Here is an 18,178-nt window from a genome sequence, read left to right as displayed (position 1 = left end):
GAGGTCACATCCCGCCAAGCTTCCTAGCCTCGGGTCGGCCGGATCGCTTCCTTGCGCGAGGTTTCGGCCGCCGGGATCGCCTGCTGGACCCGCGGTGCGCAGGTCGTAAGCACAAACGCGGTCTGGGTGCATTCCCAATCTGTGCCCAGGACGGCACTTTCGATCGGCTGCGGCCGGGCCAGGAGCAGCGTGGCACCGGCCAGGGCTGCCACCACAACGGCGATTGCGAGCGCCTTCAGGCTCAGTCGTGAGATCGTCATACCCGTGCTCCGCGTCTCATACTGGGCGGACGCTAGGCACCGCCCTGGTGCCCCCTTATGAGGGACATCACAATTCGGCAGTTTTTCGGGGCTACGAGAGATCGTCGGGGCGGCGATTTTCGTCTACCTGATCGGCTGCGATTATAGGTGGCATCACGGCGCGCGCCGATGTACACGCATCTGCGTCGCGCGGCGCCCGCTATGCCCAGCCGACGTACCAACAGGCAGTGATGTAGGATCGAAAGCGAGGATGACAAGGTTCGCCGATGAGTGGATTTAGGGAGCCAGGCTTCTCCGACCGACAAAAGGCGGCACAGGAAGCACGCAAGAACCTTTTGAACAAATTCAAGTCGCAGCCGGGGCCGGATGATCCCGCGGTTGTGGCGAAGCGTGCGGAGCGCGAGGCCCTTGCGGCCAAGCGCGCCGAGGCAAAAGCTGCGCGAGAGGCGGAAAAGGCCGAGCAGAAGCGCCTGCAAGAAGAGGCTGCCGCGCTCGAGGCTGCGCGGATCGCCCGCGAAGCCGAAGAAGCCGTCGCGAAGGCGGCCGAAGCCGAGGCCGATCAAAAAGCCAAGCGAGACGCCCGCTACGCCGCCCGCAAGGCGAAGCGCAAGTAACGTTCGCAAGTCTGACGCTCGCAAGTCTAGCGCTCGCAAGTCACGTTCAATTGAATTTGGACTGAAACAACACTCTGGGGGGCGGTCTACGTGACCGCCCCCGGATTTTTGGCGCGCGTCTGCCTGTCGCAAGCGCCTCCTCGACGATGGAAGCTCAGTGCTTCTTCATCATCCCGTCGTCTTTCTTCATCCCGTCCTTCGACATCGTGTCCTTCTTCATGCCGTCGTCCTTGGACATGGTGTCCTTCTTCATGCCGTCCTTGGACATCGTGTCCTTTTTCATCATGCCGTCGTCCTTGCCCATTTTGTCCTGGGCAAAGGCGGCCGGCGACAGCGCGAGGCCGAGCGAGAGAACGGCCGCCGAAACGCCGAGCGCGATGCGGGTACGAATGGTCATGACTGGTCTTCCCTTCGAGATGATGTTTGTCAGCGACGGACGCCGCTATCTGATCTCGACGGATTGCCACGGGGCGTTGTTACGCCACCGCCGATAAATTTCTGCGCGCCCGCCGCCGTCCCTTGTTTGGCGGATGCAGGAGATCGGGGAGTGTGCAACGCAGCATGACCGACACTTGCCGCGGCATTCGGTCTCGAACTATCAGACTAGAGAACATTGTCTGAAAGACCGGCTAGGATGAGCCTCAGCACGATCTCGAAGACCAGCCCAAAATCACGGCAAACAAGAACTCTCCAAAGAACCGTCCCAAGAACCGTCCAAGGGAATCACGCCATGCTTACGCGCCGCCACCTCATTGCGACCGCCGTCGCCGCACCCGCCATTCTCCGTTTCGGCACCGGCACCGCGCATGCCGCGACCACGCTGAAAATCTCGCATCAATTTCCGGGCGGCACCGTCGACAAGGGCGACTTCCGCGACCGGCTCTGCCGCATGTTCGCCGCCGAAGTCGCCAAGCGCAGCAATGGCGACATCGCCGCCGAAATCTATCCGAACTCCTCGCTGATCAAGACCAACGCGCAGTTCTCCGCGATGCGCAAGGGCGCGCTCGACATCAGCCTCTACCCGATGCCCTATGCCGGCGGCGAATTGCCGGAAACCAATATCGGCCTGATGCCGGGCCTCGTCACCACCTACGACCAGGGCATGCGCTGGAAGAAGGAGCCGGTCGGCAAGGCCTTGACCGACTTCCTCGCCGACAAGGGCATCATCCTGCTCAGCTGGGTGTGGCAGGCCGGCGGCGTCGCCAGCCGCTCCAAGCCGATCGTTGCCCCCGAAGATGCCAAGGGTCTCAAGGTGCGCGGCGGCTCGCGCGAGATGGATATGGTGCTGCAGACCGCCGGCGCCTCGGTGCTGTCGGTGCCCTCGAACGAAATCTACGCAGCGATGCAGACGGGTGCCTGCGATGCCGGCATCACCTCCTCGACCAGCCTGATCTCGTTCCGCCTCGAAGAGGTCGCGAAATCGCTGACCTCGGGCGCAGGCGCGTCCTACTGGTTCATGCTCGAGCCGCTGATGATGTCGAAGGCGATCTTCGACAAGCTGCCGAAGAACCAGCAGGACGTTCTGCTCGCGGTCGGCACCGAGCTCGAAGCCTTCGGCCGCAAGGGCGCGCAGGATGACGACGTCGAGGTCGCCAAGGTCTACGAGAAGGCCGGCGCCAAGGTCTCGGTGCTCGATGCCGCGACCGTCGGCAAGTGGCGTGACATCGCCCGCGACACCGCATGGAAGGACTACGGCGCCAAGACCGCGACCTCGGCCAACCTGCTCAAGCTCGCGACCGACGTCGCCGCATGAGCCACGGTCCGCTTCCGGATCGTGACGACCAGGCCAACGCCGCCGCAAGGACCAGCCTTGCGGCGGCGATCGATCGCGGTCTCGCCATCCTCAACAACATCATCGTCGTGTTCGCCGCGATCGCACTGATCGCGGCCTGCGCCATCCTGAGCTACAGCGTGCTCAGCCGCGCCTTGTTCAAGGCCGCCAATTACTGGCAGGACGAGGCGGCGGTGTTCCTGCTGGTCGGCGCCACCTTCATGACCGCCGCCTACGTGCAGCAGAACCGCGGTCACATCGGCATCGAGGCCTTCGTCGGCCTGCTCTCGCCGCTGGCGAACCGGATCAGGCTTTGGCTGGTCGACGCGGTGACGCTTCTGTTCTGCGCTTTCTTCGCCTGGAAGTCCTGGACGCTGGCGCATGAAGCCTATGTCGACGGCCAGGTCTCGAACTCGATGTGGTCGCCGCCGCTGGCCATCCCCTATTCGCTGATGGCGTTCGGCATGAGCCTGCTCTGCGTCCAGATCCTCGTGCAGCTTGCGCTGCCTTTCGCTGGAGCCAGGCGTTCATGAGCGTTTTCGGTATCGGCCTCGCCTACGGGATCGCGACGCTGGTCGTGATGTTTTCGGGCATGCCGATCGCGTTCGCGCTCGGCGCGGTCGCGGTCGTGTTCATGGGCATCTACATGCCCGCCGCCTCTCTCGATACGGTGACGCAGAACGTCTACGAGGAAATGGCCTCGATCACGCTGCTGTCGATTCCGCTCTTCATCCTGAAGGGCGCCGCGATCGGCAAGTCGCGCGCCGGCCAGGATCTCTACTCGGCCCTGCACGCCTGGCTGCACCGCGTCCCGGGCGGCCTCGGCGTCGCCAATGTGTTCGCCTGCGCGCTGTTTGCGGCGATGGCGGGCTCTTCGCCCGCGACCTGCTCGGCAATCGGCTCGGCCGGCATCCCCGAGATGCGCAAGCGCGGCTATTCCGGCGGCTTTGCCGCCGGGATCATCGCCGCCGGCGGCACGCTCGGCATTCTGCTGCCGCCGTCGATCACCATGATCCTGTTTGCGGTCGCCGCCGAAAAATCACTGGGACGGCTGTTCCTCGCCGGCATCGGACCCGGCCTGCTGCTGGTCTCGCTGTTCGGCGTCTACGCCGTGATCCGCTTCCGCCAGGAATATGCCGCGGCCGAAGCGATCTACAAGAACGGCGGCCCGGAAGCTGCGATCCTCGCCCGTGACGAATACACGCTCGCGGAACGCTTCAGCGTGCTGCCGCGCGTGATCCCCTTCGTGCTGCTGCTCACCGGCGTCATGATCGCGCTCTATGGCGGCTACGCCACGCCGTCGGAGACTGCCGGCCTCGGTGGCCTCTTGGCGCTGGCATTGATCGCGGCGATCTACAGCGTGTGGCGGCCGAGCGACCTCGCGCCGATCCTGAAATCGACGATCCGGGAATCGACCATGCTGATGATGATCATCGGCATGTCGCTGCTCTATTCCTACGTGATGAGTTATCTGCACATCTCGCAATCCGCCGCCGAATCCGTCGTCGCGATGCATCTGCCGCGCTGGGGCCTCTTGTTCGCGATCCTCGTCATGGTCGTCGTGCTCGGCTTCTTCCTGCCGCCGGTCTCGATTATTCTCATGACCGCGCCGATCATCCTGCCGCCGCTCCGCGCCGCCAATTTCGACATCATCTGGTTCGGCGTCGTCATGACCATCGTGATGGAGATGGGGCTGATCCATCCACCCGTCGGCCTCAACATCTTCGTCATTCGCAACGTCGCGCCGGACATTCCCCTGCGCGAGGTGATCTGGGGCACGCTTCCTTTCGTGCTCTTGATGATGCTCGCGGTGCTGCTGCTGTGCTTTGTGCCGGGCATCTCGACCGCGCTGCCGGACCTGGTGATGGGGCCGGACGGGAGCAGGTGAAACTCCTCCCGTAAGGTGGATTCGCCGAAGGCGCAATCCACCTCCTCTCGTCAATGCGGTCAGAAAAGTGGTGGGTTACGCTTCGCTCACCCACACTACGATTTCTCTTTGCGCCGCGACCGCGGCGCGATCGCCACCACCTGCAATAGATCCTTGCGCACGGCTTCGATGTGACGCCCCAAAAACCGGCAGGCCTCCTCGACCTTCTGCGCACGGCAGAGCGCGATCAGGTGGGCATGCTCCTTTTCCGCAATCCCCATCGCCTTGGTGTTGGAGAGCTGAAGGCGCGTATAGCGGTCGCTGGTCTGGAGTAGTGACAGCACGATCGCCCGGGTGCGGGGCTGCGGGGCATGGACATAGAGCGCCATATGGAAGTCGGCGTTGAGCTGACCCCATTCGCTGACATTGCGCGCCTTAATCGCCTTCTCAAAGCTTTTATGGATGTCGTCGAGCCCGGCGAAATCCTCCGTTGTGAATCGGGGAGCCGAGTGCGCCAGCAGCCGCGGCTCCAGGATACGGCGGAGGTCGAAGACGTCGTTGATCTCGTCCAGTGACAGCTCGGAGACGATGGCGCCCTTCTGCGGAACGATCCGCACCAAGCCTTCCGCTTCGAGCTGAAATAGCGCCTCGCGCACGGGGATACGGCTGACGCCATAGGCCTCGCCAAGCGCATCCTGGCGCAGTTGCGATCCGGCCGGATAGGTCCCGTCGAGGATTGCCTGCCGGAGTTGGTCGACGATCGCAGCCGACAGGGTGCGATGTTTCAGAGGCGCTTTCATCCGATCTTCCGTCCCTCCCCGACTCGGCCGGCCGGAACGGTCCCTGTCTTGCATGTTGAGGTCATCGCGTCCCCGCAAAAAAACGCGTGCACGCCTTCGACGCAGCTCGCGATTCCATTCGACAGCCAAAATGTATAAATTATACATTCGGTCATCGCACGATAAATCTTGCGGGCAATGGGGCCTCTTCATGATCGAGCAGACGATGCCGGCCACGCGCGCGTTCAGCGTTCGACGCATGGTCGTCCGCGCCTCCAGCGCCCTGCTCGCCGTCGAGCGGATCGCATTGATGGGCCTGATGTACCTGCTCACCGCCCTGATCCTGGTCAACGTCGTCACCCGCTACTCGCATTTCCCGATCTACTGGATCGACGAGTCCGCGGTCTATTGCGTGGTCTGGCTGACATTCGTCGGCGCCTCCGCAATGACGCGGCTGCGGCTCGATTTCGCGGTCACGATGCTGACGGAACGTCTTTCGCTCCCCGCCCAGAAGATCGCGAAGGTGATCTCGACTGGCCTCGTCGTCGTGTTCAGCCTCGCCCTGATCGTCACCTGCGTGCTCTGGATGGACCCGATTGGCCTTGCCCGCGCCGGTTTCGACGGGCGCAAGCTCGCCGCCGAGACCTTCAATTTCCTCTACACGGAGCATACCCAGACCCTGAATTGGCCAACCTGGGTGCTCTATCTGACGCTGCCGATCTTCGCGGTCTCGATGACCGTGCATGGTCTCGCCAATCTGCTGGAAGATCTGGACTTGGTACCGCGCACGCCCCCGAAGGGCTTTGCCCTTTCCGAACTCGACGGGGTCAACTGATGATCACGTCGGCAGCCTTCCTCGCGATCATGCTGGTCGGCGTGCCGATCGGCCTCTGCCTGTGCCTTGCCGGCCTGGTCTACATCGCAGCGTCAGGCAATCCGGTGCTGTTCCAGTCCTATCCGCTCCAGCTGTTCGGCGGGGTCGACAGCTACGGCCTGATCGCGATCCCGCTCTTCATCCTCATCGGCGAGATCATGAACGGCGGCGGCATCACGCGGCGCATCGTCGACATGGCGATGGCCTTCGTCGGCTCGCTCAAGGGCGGGCTCGCCTACGTCAACATCCTCGCCAACATGTTCATCTCCTCGATCCTGGGATCTGCGACCGCGCAGGTCGCGATCATGGCCCAGATCATGGTGCCGGAGATGGAGAAGAAGGGCTACGACAAGACGTTTGCGGCGGGACTGACCGCCTATGGCGGCATGCTCGGCCCGATCATCCCGCCCTCGGTGATGTTCGTGGTCTACAGCGTGCTCGCGCAGGTCTCGGTCAGCGACATGCTGATCGCCGGCATCGTGCCGGGCGTCATCCTCACCGTGATGTTCTGCGTCGTCATCGCACTGATGGGATACGTCTATAACTATCCGCGCGCGGACTATCAGACGCCGCGCCAGCGCGTCATGACGATCCTGCGGACCTCGCCCACCCTCCTGATCCCGATCGTCATCGTCGGCACCATCCTCGGCGGCCTCGCCAACGCGACGGAATCCGCCGCCGTCGGCGCCGTTGCCGCAGCCCTGGTCGGAAAGTTCTGGACCAGGGAGTTCGAATTCTCGCAGCTGCCGCAAATGATGCTGCGTAGCGCGATCTATTCGGCGATCGTGCTGTTCCTGGTGGCCGCCGCGGCGGTGTTCTCCTGGGTGCTGATCTTCGGCAAGGTGCCGCAGGAAACCGCCGCCTGGATCCAGACGGCCGCCAAGGACCCGGTCAGCTTCATGCTGATCTGCAATGTGATCCTGCTGGTGATCGGCACTGTCATCGACGGCATTCCCGGCCTGATCATGACGGTGCCGATCCTGCTGCCGGTCGCAACCGACGTCTATCACATCGATCCCAGGCATTTCGGCGTGGTGGTGGTGATCAACCTCGTGCTCGGCCTGTTGTCGCCGCCGGTCGGGCTCTGCTTCTTCGTCGCGGCCGCCGTCACCGGCGCCAAGCCCGGCAAGATGTTCATGGTGACGCTGCCGTTCTTCGTCATCTCCTGCGTCCTGCTGGTGCTGCTCTCGCTCTATCCGCCGCTTTCGCTGATCCTCATCAAATAGGCCCGTCCAAAAGGAAGCCCGACCATGCCGCTTTCACGCCGCCGCTTTCTCGCTGCCAGCGCCGCCGCATCGGTGTTTACGCCGTCGCTGGCGCTCGCCCAGGCCAAGGAATTCCGTCTCGGCCTGATCACGCCCAACGGCCATTCCTGGAACAAGGCTGCGCTCAAATTCGGTGAAGACCTCAAGGCCGCCACCAACGGCCGCCTGACCCTGACCGTGTTCCACTCCGGCCAGCTCGGCAACGAACCCGCGATGATGCAGCAATTGCAGTCCGGCGCCCTCGACATGGGCTTCATCCAGGCCGCGGAGCTCGGCTCGCGCGTGCCGCATATCGCCGCGATCAACGCGCCCTACATCGTCCGCTCGACCCCTGCGGTCGCGAAATTCGTGCGGCATCCGGCGGCGGTCAAGCTGTTCGAGGTGCTGCCGCAGGAGACCGGGACGATCGGGTTAGGCTGGGGCATCACGGGCATGCGGGCGGTATTCTCCTCCAAGGATCTGACTTCGCTTGCTGACATCAAAGGCATGAAGCTGCGGATCAATCCGACGCCGGTCTATCGCGATTTCTATTCCTCTCTGGGCGCGGCACCAACGCCGATCCCGACGCCGCAGGTGTTCGATGCGATGGCCAACGGTCAGGTCGACGGCCTCGAAGCCGACCTTGAATTCTCCTGGAACCAGCGCTTCGACAAGGTGTCGAAAGTGATCCTGCAGATGAACGCCGTCTTCATGCCGATGGCCGCAGTGGTCTCGGGCCGGGTCTGGCAGTCGCTTCCCGCCGCCGACCGCGAGCTGATCGCCAAGACCGTCAAGTCGACGCTGGATGCGCAGATCGACGAGTTGGCCTCCAACGAGCCGACGCTGATCGAAAACTTCAAGAACGCGCCGATCCCGATCCGCCAGGTGCCGGCCGGCGATACCGAAGCTGTCATTGCCGAGTTCGATAAGATCTGGCTGCCGAAGGCACCCGTCCTGGCCGAGCTGCGCAAGGTCGGCGCCACGCTCTAACCCACCCCGCTATCCCCTTTCAAAACACCCGGCGGATCCAGCCCCCCGCCGGCCAAATCCACTCGGAGTCGAACCATGAGCCGCCGCGTTTCCTGGGAAGGCGTCTTCCCGGCCGTCACCACGCAATTCCACGACGATCTCTCGCTCGACATCGACGCGACCGCCAAGGTGATGGACGGGCTGATCCGTGACGGCGTCTCCGGCCTGATCGTCTGCGGCTCCGTCGGCGAGAACACCTCGCTGGAGCGCAAGGAGAAGGTCGCGATCATGGAGACGGCGAAGTCCGTCGCAGCCGGCCGCGTGCCCGTGCTGTGCGGCATCGCCGAATTCACCACGGCCTTCGCGGTCGAAACCGCGAAGGAGGCAGCGCGCGTGGGCATCGACGGCGTGATGGTGATGCCGGCCCTGGTCTATTCGTCCAAGCCGCACGAGACCGCCGCTCACTTCCGCGCCGTCGCCAGCGCGACCGATCTGCCCGTGATGCTCTACAACAATCCGCCGATCTACAAGAACGACGTCACCCCCGACATCCTGGCCACGCTCGCCGATGTCGAGACCGTCGTTTGCTTCAAGGATTCCTCCGGAGATACTCGGCGCTTCATCGACACCAGGAACATGGTCGGCGATCGCTTCGTGCTGTTCGCCGGCCTCGACGATGTCATCGTCGAGAGCATCGCCATGGGCGCCGTGGGGTGGGTCTCCGGCATGTCCAACGCCTTCCCGCGCGAGGGCGAAACGCTGTTTCGCCTGGCCAAGGCGGGCCGCCTTGCCGAGGCGATGCCGCTCTACGAATGGTTCATGCCGCTGCTGCATCTCGACGCGCGCCCGGACCTCGTCCAGTGCATCAAGCTGTGCGAGCACATCATGGGCCGCGGCACCGCGCTGACCCGCCCGCCCCGCCTCGCTCTGCTGCCGCAGGAGAAGGCCGAGGTCGAAGCGATGATGGTCAAGGCGCTCAGGACCCGGCCGCGCCTGCCGGATGTCGGGCTGAAGGCAGCATAGGCCTAGATCGCGACGCGCTTCCGCTTGGCGTTCAGCGCGGACGCCACGCGGCTCACCGGCGGCTTGCCCAGCACGCCGCTCATCTCGTTGATTGCCGCCAGCAACCGGTCCATATCGACGCCGGTCCTGACGCCCATGCCCTCGAGCATGTAGACGACATCCTCGGTCGCGACGTTGCCGGTCGCACCCGGCGCGTAGGGACAGCCGCCGAGGCCGCCGGCGGCGGCGTCGATGACGCGGACGCCTTCCTCCATCCCCGCATAGAGATTGGCGAGCGCCTGGCCGTAAGTGTCGTGGAAATGCATCGCGAGATTGGCAGGAGGGATGTTGGCGCTGACCGCCCGCAGCATCTCTTTGGCCTTTTCGGGCGTGCCGACGCCGATGGTGTCGCCGAGCGAGATTTCGTAGCAGCCGAGCTCCCACAGGGTGGTGGCGAGATCGGCCACCGCCTTCGGCTTGATCTCGCCGTCGAACGGACAGCCGAGCACGCAGGAGATATAGCCGCGTACCTTGACACCATCAGCCTTGGCGCGCGCCAGCACCGGCTTGAACCGTTCGATGGATTCCGCGACCGTGCAGTTGATGTTGGCCCGCGAAAAGCCCTCGGAGGCTGCGGCGAACACCGAGACGGTCTCGGCGCCGGCGGCGCGCGCGGCGTCATAGCCCTTCTCGTTCGGCACCAGCACGTGGAATTCGGGGCCGGTCAGGTGGCTGACGCCGCGCAGCACAGCGTCCGAGCTCGCCATCTGCGGGATCGCCTTCGGCGAGACGAAGGCGCCGACCTCGACTGTATTGAGGCCGGCGGCGACCAGCGCCTCGATGAAGGCGATGCGGGCCTCGACGCTGACCGCCGTCTTCTCGTTCTGCAGGCCATCGCGCGGCCCCATTTCGATGATGCGGACCTGATCGCTCATCTCATTCTCCGGAAGGCTCGACCACGGCGAGCTCGACGCCCTCCTGGACGATGTCGCCGACCTTGCATTTGATGGACTTCAGCACGCCGGCATAGGGCGCACGCAAGGTCTGCTCCATCTTCATCACTTCCAGGGTCAGGATCGGCGCGCCCTTCTCGAGCTTGGCACCCTCCTCCGCCAGCACGGCGACGACCGTGCCCGGCAAGGGCGCCGCGATCTTGTCCGCGCCGGCCTGCTCCTCGGTTTCGCCACCGAACGGATCGACCCAATGCAGGTCGAATCGCCCGTTGCGCGTGCGCAGATATAGCTCATGGCCGTCGATCACGGCAGCGACCGACGTTTTGACGCCGTCGAGCGTCAGGTCGAAGCCGCCGTCCTTCGTCACGATCGCGAACGCCAGCTCGCGCTCGCCGATCATCAGCGTCGACGGGCCGCTGCCATAGTTTAGAGCGACCTTCTGCTCGGGTCCGTGGCCAACGCGGAAAGCAAAGCCGCGCTGGCGGCGGCCGACCGGCATCCAGCCAAACGTTTGCCAGGGCGAATTCGCCTCCGCCTGCGCAGCCTGCCGCTCGTCGTTGATCACAGCGGCCACCGCGGCACACAGCTCGAGCTCGCCGGGCGCCGGCGAGGCCTGCGTCAGGACCGCCAGCTCGCGCTCGATGAACCCGGTGTCGATCGCGTTCGCCCGCACCTTCGGATGCGTCATCAGCGCCGACAGGAACGGGATGTTGGTGACGATGCCGCGGACGTCGGACTCTTCCAGCCCGCGGTTCAGCCGCTCGATCGCGACATCCCGCGTCGGCGCCCAGGCGATCATCTTCGCCAGCATCGCATCGTAGTACGGCGAGACCGCATCGCCTTCCCGATAGCCGGAGTCGATGCGCAGCCCCCCCGTTTCAGCGGGCAGACGCCAGGTTGATATCTTGCCCACCGACGGCATGAAGTTCTTGGTCGGATTCTCCGCATAGACCCGCGCCTCCACGGCGTGGCCGTGAAGCTTGATCTCGTCCTGTTTCATCGGGAGCGCCTCGCCGAAGGCGACGCGGAGCTGCCATTCGACGAGGTCGATCCCGGTGATCAGCTCGGTCACGGGATGCTCGACCTGGAGGCGGGTGTTCATCTCGATGAAGAACACGTCCTTGCCGTCGGAGACGAACTCGATCGTGCCGGCTCCGACATAATTGACGGCTCCGGCCGCCTTTCGCGCGGCGGCACAGACCGTCTCGCGCTGGGCCGCATTGAGCGTCGGCGACGGCGCCTCCTCGATCACCTTTTGGTGGCGGCGCTGCAGCGTGCATTCACGCTCGAACAGCGACAGCAGATTGCCGTGGCTGTCGCCGATCACCTGCACCTCGATATGCCTAGGGTTGTCGACATATTTTTCGATCAGCATGCGGTCGTCGCCGAACGCGGCCTTGGCCTCGCGCTTCGCGCTGACGATCGCAGGCGCGAGTTCATCCGCGGAGCGAACGATGCGCATACCACGGCCGCCGCCGCCGGCGGACGCCTTCACCAGAATTGGGAAACCAACCTTCTCTGCCGCCTTCGCCAGCGTCGCATCGTCCTGGGCCTCGCCGTGATAGCCGGGCACCAGCGGTACGCCGGCCTTCTCCATCAGCGCTTTGGAGCCGGACTTCGAGCCCATCGCCGTCATCATCCCGGCCGTCGGGCCGACGAAGACCAGGCCCGCGTCGAAACACGCCTGGGCGAATTCGGCGTTCTCCGACAGGAAGCCGTAGCCGGGATGGATCGCCTCTGCGCCCGTCTTGCGCGCGGCCTCGATCAGCCGCTCGACATTGAGATAGCTGTCGCGGGCGCGAGCGGGCCCGAGCAGCACGGCCTCGTCGGCGAGCGCGACATGCATCGCGTCGCGGTCGGTCTCGGAATAGACCGCGACCGTGCGCAGACCCATGGCGCGCGCGGTGCGGATCACGCGGCAGGCGATCTCGCCGCGGTTGGCGATCAGGAGCGTGCGAAAACGGCGGTAGAGCTTTGAGCGGTCCATCGCATCACATCCTGAACAGGCCGAATTTCGTCGGCTCGATCGGCGCATTCGACGCCGCCGAGAGGCCGAGGCCGAGCACCAGCCTTGTATCGGCCGGGTCGATCACGCCGTCGTCCCAGAGCCGCGCGGTCGCGTAATACGGGTGCCCCTGGCTCTCATATTGCGCGCGGATCGGCTCGCGGAATTTATCTTCGTCTTCTTTCGACCAGCTGTCGCCCTTGGCCTCGATATTGTCGCGGCGGACCTGGCTCAGCACCATCGAGGCCTGCTCGCCGCCCATCACCGAGATGCGGGCGTTCGGCCACATCCACAGGAAGCGCGGCGAGTAGGCGCGGCCGCACATGCCGTAATTGCCCGCGCCGTAAGAGCCGCCGATCACGACGGTAAATTTCGGCACCGACGCTGTCGCGACGGCAGTCACCAGCTTGGCGCCGTCGCGGGCGATGCCGCCGGCCTCGTATTTCTTGCCGACCATGAAGCCGGTGATGTTCTGCAGGAACACCAGCGGAATGCCGCGCTGGCAGCACAGCTCGATGAAATGCGCCCCCTTCAGCGAGCTCTCGCTGAAAAGGATGCCGTTGTTGGCAATGATGCCGACCGGAAAACCCCAGATATGGGCGAAGCCGCAGACCAGCGTCGTGCCGTAGAGCTTCTTGAACTCGTCGAATTCGGAGCCGTCGACCACGCGTGCGATGATGTCGCGCACGTCGAACGGCTTGCGCCCGTCGACCGGCACCACACCGTAGATCTCTTCTGCAGCAAACAGGGGATCACGCGGCGGATGCATGTTGAGGTTCGGTCGCACGAATGGCTTCAGCGTGCCGACGATGCGGCGGGCGATGCCGATCGCGTGCGCGTCGTTCTGGGCGTAATGATCGGTCACGCCCGACTGCCGCGAATGCACGTCGGCGCCGCCGAGCTCCTCTGCAGTCACCACTTCGCCGGTGGCGGCCTTCACCAGCGGCGGTCCGCCGAGGAAGATGGTGCCTTGATTGCGCACGATGATACTCTCGTCCGACATCGCGGGGACATAGGCGCCGCCGGCCGTGCAGGAACCCATCACGATGGCGATCTGCGGGATCCCTTGCGACGACATCTGCGCCTGGTTGTAGAAGATGCGGCCAAAGTGACGCTCGTCCGGAAATATCTCGTCTTGCAGCGGCAGGAAGGCGCCGCCGGAATCGACCATGTAGACGCAGGGAAGATTGTTCTGGCGCGCCACGTCCTGCGCACGCAAATGCTTCTTCACGGTCATGGGATAATAGGTACCGCCCTTGATGGTGGCGTCGTTGGCGACGATCACGCATTCGCGGCCCGAGATGCGCCCCACCCCGGTGACGACGCTCGCCGAATGCACGTCGCCACCATAGAGGCCATAGGCCGCGAGCGGCGACAGCTCCATGAACGCGGTGCCGGGATCGACCAGCAGGTCGACGCGCTCGCGCGCCAGCATCTTGCCGCGCGACGTGTGGCGGTTGCGCGAGACCTCGCCGCCGCCGCCCGCGACCAGGCTCAGCTTTTCGCGTAAATCCGCGACGAGAGTGCGCATGGCCTCGGAATTGCGCGCAAAGTCCGATGAAGACGTATCGATGCTGGAATGGAGCGGCATGTTGATTCCAATTGCGTGAAGGTTTTAAGCCGTCTCGGCCATCAATTCGCGCCCGATCAGCATGCGCCGGACCTCCGAGGTGCCGGCGCCGATCTCATAGAGCTTTGCATCGCGCCACAGACGCCCGACCGGAAATTCGGAGGTGTAGCCGACCCCGCCCAACGCCTGGATCGCCTCGCCCGCCATCCACGTCGCCTTCTCGGCGGAATAGAGGATCGCAGCGGCGGCGTCCTTGCGCAAGCTGCGCGCGTGATCGGCGCGGTCGCAGGCACGCCCCACCGCATAGACGTAGGCGCGCGTGGCCTGCCAGGTCGCGTACATGTCGGCGAGCTTGCCCTGCATCAGCTGGAAGTCGCCGATCGGCTGGCCGAACTGCTTGCGCTCGTGCATGTAGGGCACCACCGCATCCATGCAGGCCGCCATGATCCCCAGCGGGCCGCCCGAGAGGACGGTGCGCTCATAGTCGAGGCCGGACATCAACACCCTGACGCCCTCACCGACCTTGCCAAGCACGTTCTCCTCCGGCACCTCGCATTCGTCGAAGAACAGCGGATAAGTGTTGGAGCCGCGCATGCCGAGCTTGTCGAGATGCTGGCCATGGCTGAAGCCCTTGGCCCCCTTCTCGACCAGGAAGGCGGTCATGCCGCGCGGGCCCGCTTCCGGGTCGGTCTTGGCATAGACCACCAGCACGTCGGCATCGCCGCCATTGGTGATCCACATCTTCGAGCCGTTGAGCACGTAGCGGTCGCCACGCTTGTCGGCGCGCAGCTTCATCGAGACGACGTCTGAGCCGGCGCCGGGCTCGGACATCGCGAGCGCGCCGACATACTCGCCGGAGATCAGCTTTGGCAGATAGCGCTCGCGCTGCGCATCATTGCCGTTGCGGCGGATCTGGTTGACGCAGAGATTGGAGTGGGCGCCGTAGGAAAGGCCCACCGCGGCCGAGCCGCGCGAAATCTCCTCCATGGCGACGATATGGGCGAGATAGCCCATGTTGGAGCCGCCATATTGCTCCGGCGCGGTCATGCCGAGCAGGCCGAGGTCGCCGAGGCGCTTCCAGAGGTCTGCCGGAAACAGATTGGCTTTCTCGATATCGGCGGCACGCGGGGCGATCTCCGCCTCCACGAAGGCGCGTAGCGTGTCGCGCAGCATGCTGATGTCTTCGCCCAGATCGAAATCGATGCTCGGGATATTCAAGGCGATTCCTCCGTATTTTGGGGACCGAACCTAGCGGCATCGGAGCCCTTCTGCCGTCGAAAAGGTTGCATTTTCCGCCAAATTTGGCGAGGATTTTCCCAGAGGACTCCCGATGCCTTTTCAGGTCGCAACCGCGATCCCGCGCCGTGCCGTGACCCCTGCCGCCTTCGTCCGCGGCGTCGTTGCCGCTTACGAACGCTACGGCCGCGATCCGACCGAGGCGCTGAGCCGGGGTCAGGTAACGCCAGACCTTGTCAAGTCTCCGGATGGGCGGGTCACGGCCGGCCAGTTCGAGGCGCTGGCAGGCCACGCCATGCGCGAACTGGATGACGAGGCGCTCGGCTGGTTCTCGCGGCGGCTGCCCTTTGGCACCTACGGCATGCTGTGCCGCGCCTCGATCACCGCCCCGACGCTGGAGGTCGCGCTCAAGCGCTGGTGTCGGCACCATCGTCTGCTTACAGAAGACGTGCTGCTCGATCTCGAGGTCGGCAAGGAGACCGCGGTCGTGTCCATCCGCGAACTGGCCGACCTCGGATCTCTACGCGAATTCTGCCTCGTCACCCTGCTTCGCTATGTTCTTGGCTTTTCCTGCTGGGCCGTGGATTCCAGGATCGCGCTCCGCGCCGCGGAATTTCCGCACCCCGAGCCCGGCCACGTCTCGGTCTATCCAACCATCTTTTGCCGAAACATCCGCTTCGATGCGGACCGTGCTTCCATCGTCTTCGATAAGCATTATCTGTCGCTGCCGCTCACCCGTAGCGCGGCGGACCTCGACAACATGCTCAAGGGCGCGCTGCGGCTGACAGTGCTCCCCTATCGGCGCGACCGACTGCTGGTCGAGCGCGTTCGCCGCGTGCTCCGCAATGCGCGCGGACGCAGTCTCGGAGCCGAGGATGTCGCGCGCGAGCTGGCACTCTCCACCCGCACCATGCATCGGCGCCTGCGCGAGGAAGCGACCTCGCTGCGCGATCTCAAGGAAGAAGCAAAATTCGAGCTTGCCAAGCAGGAGCTGATGCGCGGTCGCAGCCCGATCAAGCGGATCGCGGAAATCGCCGGCTTCCGCAGTGAGAAGAGCTTTTCCCGCGCCTTCCGTACCTGGGCCGGCGCCTCTCCGCGCGAGTTTCGCGGCAGGTATCGCTGACGCGCGGGCTGTCATGCCGTTGCGGCCTCCGAGATCCAACTCGGAGGCCGCAACATTTCGAAACTCGATCAGTTCGAGTTGGTCTGCCCGCCCGGGCGCAGCTTGGTGCGCGACTGGGTCTGCTTCGGCTGGAAGGCCAGCGCGTCGGCCGACGTCTTCGCGCCGCCGCTCTGCGAGCACGAGCCGCCGATGCCGCCGGCCGCGGCCCGGCAGGCCTCCATCGTCGGATAGCCGCAACCATGCGCGGCCTGGGCGCCATTGGTGATGCAGTAGTCTTCTGCCTGGGCAGCCGGCGCGGTCATCATGAGAAACGCAGATGCAAACAGCGTCGCAGCGGATGCGACGAACGTCTTCGAGGTCGAGGTCATGTTGTCTTTTCCTGCTTCAGGGTCCCACAAAAGAGGCCTCGGCATGCGACGCAGGCTGAGGTTCACAGCTCGCATGTAGGCCGGCGCCGGGAACCGGCAATCACGACTCGGCGCATTGCAGGACTTCGCAAATCACATGTCACAGTTAGGTGAGTTACTTACCCTTATATCCGCCTTATCCGAACCTGTATCCCAGTAAGGGAATCACCCCCCGGGCCGTCGGATGTTTGGATGTCGTTGTGCGGCTACGTTTCGGGACCCGTCGCCGCCGAACTATCCTGCCGCTGCGATCTCCTGCAACGGCAGCGGCACGTCCTTGGCCACGCCCAGCACCGGGAAGCTGCGGACGTTCTTCACGTTCGGCATCGCGGCGAAATGCAGCAGCTGCTGGCGCATGCTCTCGACGCTCGGCGCCACGCATTTGAGAAGATAGTCGGTATCGCCCGAAATTCGCCAGCACTGCTGGATGCGCGGGATCGCCGCGATCGAGCTCTCGAACGCGGCCAGCACCGGCTGGGCCTGGCTGCCGAGCTGGATCGAGACGAACGACACCACCTCGTAGCCGAGCAGCCGCTCGTCGATGACGGCGCGCACCGCCCGGATCACGCCGCGGCTGAACAGCGACTTCAGCCGCCTCACGCAGTTGGGCCCGGACACCCCGACGCGCAGCGCCAGCTCGTTGTTGCGAACCCGCCCGTCCTGCTGCAGCTCGGAGAGTATTTTCAGATCGACGCCGTCGAGCTGGTCACGCCCGGCCATACCCCACCTCGTCATGAGCCTGTCTTACGCGGCAGCGAAGCACGGGGCGGAATGGCTGCCAAGGCCAGGACGATGGGAAGAACTCGCGTGGTTGTCCGAGCTTATTCCGGCCAGCCGCAGGCTCTTACGGGGGCTAAACGTGGATGCCCGGGACCCGGCTCCGCCAAGGCTTCGCCGGGCATTCGGTGTTGGGCCGCCGAAGCTTCAGCGAAGACGGCAAGCCTGGGCATGACGCGAGTCTCGACGCGTGGCCCGCTCTCAATGCGTCCAGGGCTCGCCGCGGCGGAACGAGAAATTGTCCGCATAGGCGACCGGACGGCGCACCGATTCCTTCGGCTCGATCACCTGGTAGGCGATGCCCTTGCGCTCGCAATAGGCGACCGCCTCTTCCTTGCTGTGGAAGTGCAGCGTGATCTGCTGCTTCATGTCGCCGGACGAGGTCCAGCCCATCAGCGGCTCGACCGCGCGCGGCTGCTCGGGCTCGTAGTCGAGCTGCCATTCCTTGGTCTTCGACCGGCCGGATTGCATCGCGTTCTTGGCCGGCTTGAAAATGCGTGCGGTCATTGATGGTCCGGGCCTCTTGTTCGTCTTTTCGTTCGATTTCGATGCGTCACGGTAGCAGTTGGTGGAAACCGCGGGCATAGTATAGAGACACCTTTTGGGAACTGATCGGTGATTCCGGCCCCCGGGATGCCTCGCCGACCGGTATAATCATTATGCTGCATCGTGACAATTGCGTACCCGCCTTCCGCCCCGGGATCTCGCCCGGCGGCCCTGCTTCGTT

19 protein-coding genes are annotated in these 18,178 nt (G+C 64.5%); 9 read left to right on the top strand and 10 right to left on the bottom strand.

From position 1 onward, the window contains the following. Positions 1 to 23: 23 nt before the first annotated feature. Positions 24 to 260, bottom strand: coding sequence for a hypothetical protein (locus AC0L3S_RS03710; protein WP_473261453.1), 237 nt, complete (start codon positions 258 to 260; stop codon positions 24 to 26). A gap of 266 nt (positions 261 to 526) precedes the next feature. On the opposite strand from AC0L3S_RS03710, the gene AC0L3S_RS03705 reads away from it, so the two are divergent. Continuing rightward, complete coding sequence (locus AC0L3S_RS03705; protein ID WP_473261455.1) at positions 527 to 874, top strand: DUF6481 family protein; 348 nt, start codon at positions 527 to 529, stop codon at positions 872 to 874. A 154-nt stretch (positions 875 to 1,028) separates the two neighbouring features. Here the strand turns inward: AC0L3S_RS03705 and AC0L3S_RS03700 are convergent, their stop codons facing one another. Then, complete coding sequence (locus AC0L3S_RS03700) at positions 1,029 to 1,271, bottom strand: pentapeptide MXKDX repeat protein (RefSeq protein WP_007591301.1); 243 nt, start codon at positions 1,269 to 1,271, stop codon at positions 1,029 to 1,031. A 333-nt stretch (positions 1,272 to 1,604) separates the two neighbouring features. On the opposite strand from AC0L3S_RS03700, the gene AC0L3S_RS03695 reads away from it, so the two are divergent. Genes AC0L3S_RS03695 through AC0L3S_RS03685 form a run of 3 tightly spaced genes read left to right on the top strand, consistent with a single transcriptional unit; the run spans position 1,605 to position 4,533 of the window. Continuing rightward, on the top strand, positions 1,605 to 2,627 hold the full coding sequence (locus AC0L3S_RS03695) for a TRAP transporter substrate-binding protein (RefSeq protein ID WP_247286133.1): 1,023 nt from the start codon (positions 1,605 to 1,607) through the stop codon (positions 2,625 to 2,627). After that, the gene (locus AC0L3S_RS03690; protein WP_473261457.1) at positions 2,624 to 3,178 is read left to right on the top strand and encodes a TRAP transporter small permease; all 555 of its coding nucleotides are present in this window, start codon (positions 2,624 to 2,626) and stop codon (positions 3,176 to 3,178) included. The genes AC0L3S_RS03695 and AC0L3S_RS03690 overlap by 4 nt, the downstream gene beginning before the upstream one ends. Continuing rightward, positions 3,175 to 4,533 (top strand): TRAP transporter large permease, encoded by a 1,359-nt coding sequence (locus tag AC0L3S_RS03685; RefSeq protein WP_007591317.1) that lies wholly within the window; start codon positions 3,175 to 3,177, stop codon positions 4,531 to 4,533. Before AC0L3S_RS03690 ends, AC0L3S_RS03685 begins: the two co-directional genes overlap by 4 nt. A 95-nt stretch (positions 4,534 to 4,628) precedes the next feature. On the opposite strand, the gene AC0L3S_RS03680 is transcribed toward AC0L3S_RS03685, so the two are convergent. Then, positions 4,629 to 5,312: a GntR family transcriptional regulator gene (locus AC0L3S_RS03680; RefSeq protein WP_473278108.1), complete on the bottom strand. Its 684-nt coding sequence runs from the start codon at positions 5,310 to 5,312 to the stop codon at positions 4,629 to 4,631. A 205-nt stretch (positions 5,313 to 5,517) separates the two neighbouring features. Here AC0L3S_RS03680 and AC0L3S_RS03675 point away from each other — a divergent pair, with 205 nt between their 5' ends. From AC0L3S_RS03675 to AC0L3S_RS03660, 4 genes are all read left to right on the top strand, one after another. After that, positions 5,518 to 6,126: a TRAP transporter small permease gene (locus tag AC0L3S_RS03675; protein WP_473278136.1), complete on the top strand. Its 609-nt coding sequence runs from the start codon at positions 5,518 to 5,520 to the stop codon at positions 6,124 to 6,126. Continuing rightward, positions 6,126 to 7,391, top strand: a complete 1,266-nt coding sequence (locus tag AC0L3S_RS03670; protein WP_473278107.1) for a TRAP transporter large permease — start codon at positions 6,126 to 6,128, stop codon at positions 7,389 to 7,391. The genes AC0L3S_RS03675 and AC0L3S_RS03670 overlap by 1 nt, the downstream gene beginning before the upstream one ends. A gap of 24 nt (positions 7,392 to 7,415) precedes the next feature. Further along, positions 7,416 to 8,399: a TRAP transporter substrate-binding protein gene (locus AC0L3S_RS03665; RefSeq protein WP_473261466.1), complete on the top strand. Its 984-nt coding sequence runs from the start codon at positions 7,416 to 7,418 to the stop codon at positions 8,397 to 8,399. Positions 8,400 to 8,474: 75 nt separating this feature from the next. Then, complete coding sequence (locus AC0L3S_RS03660; protein ID WP_473278106.1) at positions 8,475 to 9,401, top strand: dihydrodipicolinate synthase family protein; 927 nt, start codon at positions 8,475 to 8,477, stop codon at positions 9,399 to 9,401. A 2-nt stretch (positions 9,402 to 9,403) separates the two neighbouring features. Here AC0L3S_RS03660 and AC0L3S_RS03655 read toward each other — a convergent pair whose 3' ends face one another. Genes AC0L3S_RS03655 through AC0L3S_RS03640 form a run of 4 tightly spaced genes read right to left on the bottom strand, consistent with a single transcriptional unit; the run spans position 9,404 to position 15,081 of the window. Further along, complete coding sequence (locus tag AC0L3S_RS03655; RefSeq protein WP_473261470.1) at positions 9,404 to 10,315, bottom strand: hydroxymethylglutaryl-CoA lyase; 912 nt, start codon at positions 10,313 to 10,315, stop codon at positions 9,404 to 9,406. A gap of 1 nt (position 10,316) precedes the next feature. Beyond that, positions 10,317 to 12,320, bottom strand: a complete 2,004-nt coding sequence (locus AC0L3S_RS03650) for an acetyl/propionyl/methylcrotonyl-CoA carboxylase subunit alpha (protein WP_473278105.1) — start codon at positions 12,318 to 12,320, stop codon at positions 10,317 to 10,319. A gap of 4 nt (positions 12,321 to 12,324) precedes the next feature. Beyond that, positions 12,325 to 13,929 (bottom strand): carboxyl transferase domain-containing protein, encoded by a 1,605-nt coding sequence (locus AC0L3S_RS03645; protein WP_473278104.1) that lies wholly within the window; start codon positions 13,927 to 13,929, stop codon positions 12,325 to 12,327. A gap of 24 nt (positions 13,930 to 13,953) precedes the next feature. Further along, positions 13,954 to 15,081, bottom strand: coding sequence for an isovaleryl-CoA dehydrogenase (locus tag AC0L3S_RS03640; protein ID WP_473261652.1), 1,128 nt, complete (start codon positions 15,079 to 15,081; stop codon positions 13,954 to 13,956). 157 nt (positions 15,082 to 15,238) lie between these two features. Between AC0L3S_RS03640 and AC0L3S_RS03635 the strand changes: the two genes are divergently transcribed. After that, entirely contained in the window at positions 15,239 to 16,267 is a 1,029-nt protein-coding gene (locus tag AC0L3S_RS03635; RefSeq protein ID WP_473278103.1) for an AraC family transcriptional regulator, read from the top strand. A 68-nt stretch (positions 16,268 to 16,335) separates the two neighbouring features. Here the strand turns inward: AC0L3S_RS03635 and AC0L3S_RS03630 are convergent, their stop codons facing one another. The 3 genes from AC0L3S_RS03630 to AC0L3S_RS03620 all read right to left on the bottom strand — a co-directional run bounded on the left by AC0L3S_RS03630 (position 16,336) and on the right by AC0L3S_RS03620 (position 17,958). Beyond that, complete coding sequence (locus AC0L3S_RS03630) at positions 16,336 to 16,635, bottom strand: DUF3551 domain-containing protein (RefSeq protein ID WP_473261478.1); 300 nt, start codon at positions 16,633 to 16,635, stop codon at positions 16,336 to 16,338. A gap of 273 nt (positions 16,636 to 16,908) precedes the next feature. Continuing rightward, on the bottom strand, positions 16,909 to 17,394 hold the full coding sequence (locus AC0L3S_RS03625; protein WP_007591345.1) for an Lrp/AsnC family transcriptional regulator: 486 nt from the start codon (positions 17,392 to 17,394) through the stop codon (positions 16,909 to 16,911). 258 nt (positions 17,395 to 17,652) lie between these two features. Beyond that, positions 17,653 to 17,958, bottom strand: a complete 306-nt coding sequence (locus AC0L3S_RS03620) for an ETC complex I subunit (protein ID WP_007591346.1) — start codon at positions 17,956 to 17,958, stop codon at positions 17,653 to 17,655. Between the last annotated feature and the right edge of the window lie 220 nt (positions 17,959 to 18,178).

Source organism: Bradyrhizobium sp. Ken01, assembly GCF_055807355.1.
The sequence above is the reverse complement of the archived record's forward strand: the minus strand, read 5'-3'. Positions and strand labels throughout refer to the sequence as shown.

What these genes read in the sequence shown, in the direction of transcription:
- AC0L3S_RS03675 (WP_473278136.1), top strand. Translation starts at nt 5,518, where the DNA reads ATGCCGGCCACGCGCGCGTTCAGCGTTCGACGCATGGTCGTCCGCGCC.
- AC0L3S_RS03670 (WP_473278107.1), top strand. Translation starts at nt 6,126, where the DNA reads ATGATCACGTCGGCAGCCTTCCTCGCGATCATGCTGGTCGGCGTGCCG.
- AC0L3S_RS03710 (WP_473261453.1), bottom strand. Translation starts at nt 260, where the DNA reads ATGACGATCTCACGACTGAGCCTGAAGGCGCTCGCAATCGCCGTTGTG.
- AC0L3S_RS03660 (WP_473278106.1), top strand. Translation starts at nt 8,475, where the DNA reads ATGAGCCGCCGCGTTTCCTGGGAAGGCGTCTTCCCGGCCGTCACCACG.
- AC0L3S_RS03685 (WP_007591317.1), top strand. Translation starts at nt 3,175, where the DNA reads ATGAGCGTTTTCGGTATCGGCCTCGCCTACGGGATCGCGACGCTGGTC.
- AC0L3S_RS03650 (WP_473278105.1), bottom strand. Translation starts at nt 12,320, where the DNA reads ATGGACCGCTCAAAGCTCTACCGCCGTTTTCGCACGCTCCTGATCGCC.
- AC0L3S_RS03695 (WP_247286133.1), top strand. Translation starts at nt 1,605, where the DNA reads ATGCTTACGCGCCGCCACCTCATTGCGACCGCCGTCGCCGCACCCGCC.
- AC0L3S_RS03690 (WP_473261457.1), top strand. Translation starts at nt 2,624, where the DNA reads ATGAGCCACGGTCCGCTTCCGGATCGTGACGACCAGGCCAACGCCGCC.
- AC0L3S_RS03635 (WP_473278103.1), top strand. Translation starts at nt 15,239, where the DNA reads ATGCCTTTTCAGGTCGCAACCGCGATCCCGCGCCGTGCCGTGACCCCT.
- AC0L3S_RS03700 (WP_007591301.1), bottom strand. Translation starts at nt 1,271, where the DNA reads ATGACCATTCGTACCCGCATCGCGCTCGGCGTTTCGGCGGCCGTTCTC.
- AC0L3S_RS03625 (WP_007591345.1), bottom strand. Translation starts at nt 17,394, where the DNA reads ATGGCCGGGCGTGACCAGCTCGACGGCGTCGATCTGAAAATACTCTCC.
- AC0L3S_RS03645 (WP_473278104.1), bottom strand. Translation starts at nt 13,929, where the DNA reads ATGCCGCTCCATTCCAGCATCGATACGTCTTCATCGGACTTTGCGCGC.
- AC0L3S_RS03630 (WP_473261478.1), bottom strand. Translation starts at nt 16,635, where the DNA reads ATGACCTCGACCTCGAAGACGTTCGTCGCATCCGCTGCGACGCTGTTT.
- AC0L3S_RS03620 (WP_007591346.1), bottom strand. Translation starts at nt 17,958, where the DNA reads ATGACCGCACGCATTTTCAAGCCGGCCAAGAACGCGATGCAATCCGGC.
- AC0L3S_RS03680 (WP_473278108.1), bottom strand. Translation starts at nt 5,312, where the DNA reads ATGAAAGCGCCTCTGAAACATCGCACCCTGTCGGCTGCGATCGTCGAC.
- AC0L3S_RS03705 (WP_473261455.1), top strand. Translation starts at nt 527, where the DNA reads ATGAGTGGATTTAGGGAGCCAGGCTTCTCCGACCGACAAAAGGCGGCA.
- AC0L3S_RS03665 (WP_473261466.1), top strand. Translation starts at nt 7,416, where the DNA reads ATGCCGCTTTCACGCCGCCGCTTTCTCGCTGCCAGCGCCGCCGCATCG.
- AC0L3S_RS03640 (WP_473261652.1), bottom strand. Translation starts at nt 15,081, where the DNA reads ATGCTGCGCGACACGCTACGCGCCTTCGTGGAGGCGGAGATCGCCCCG.
- AC0L3S_RS03655 (WP_473261470.1), bottom strand. Translation starts at nt 10,315, where the DNA reads ATGAGCGATCAGGTCCGCATCATCGAAATGGGGCCGCGCGATGGCCTG.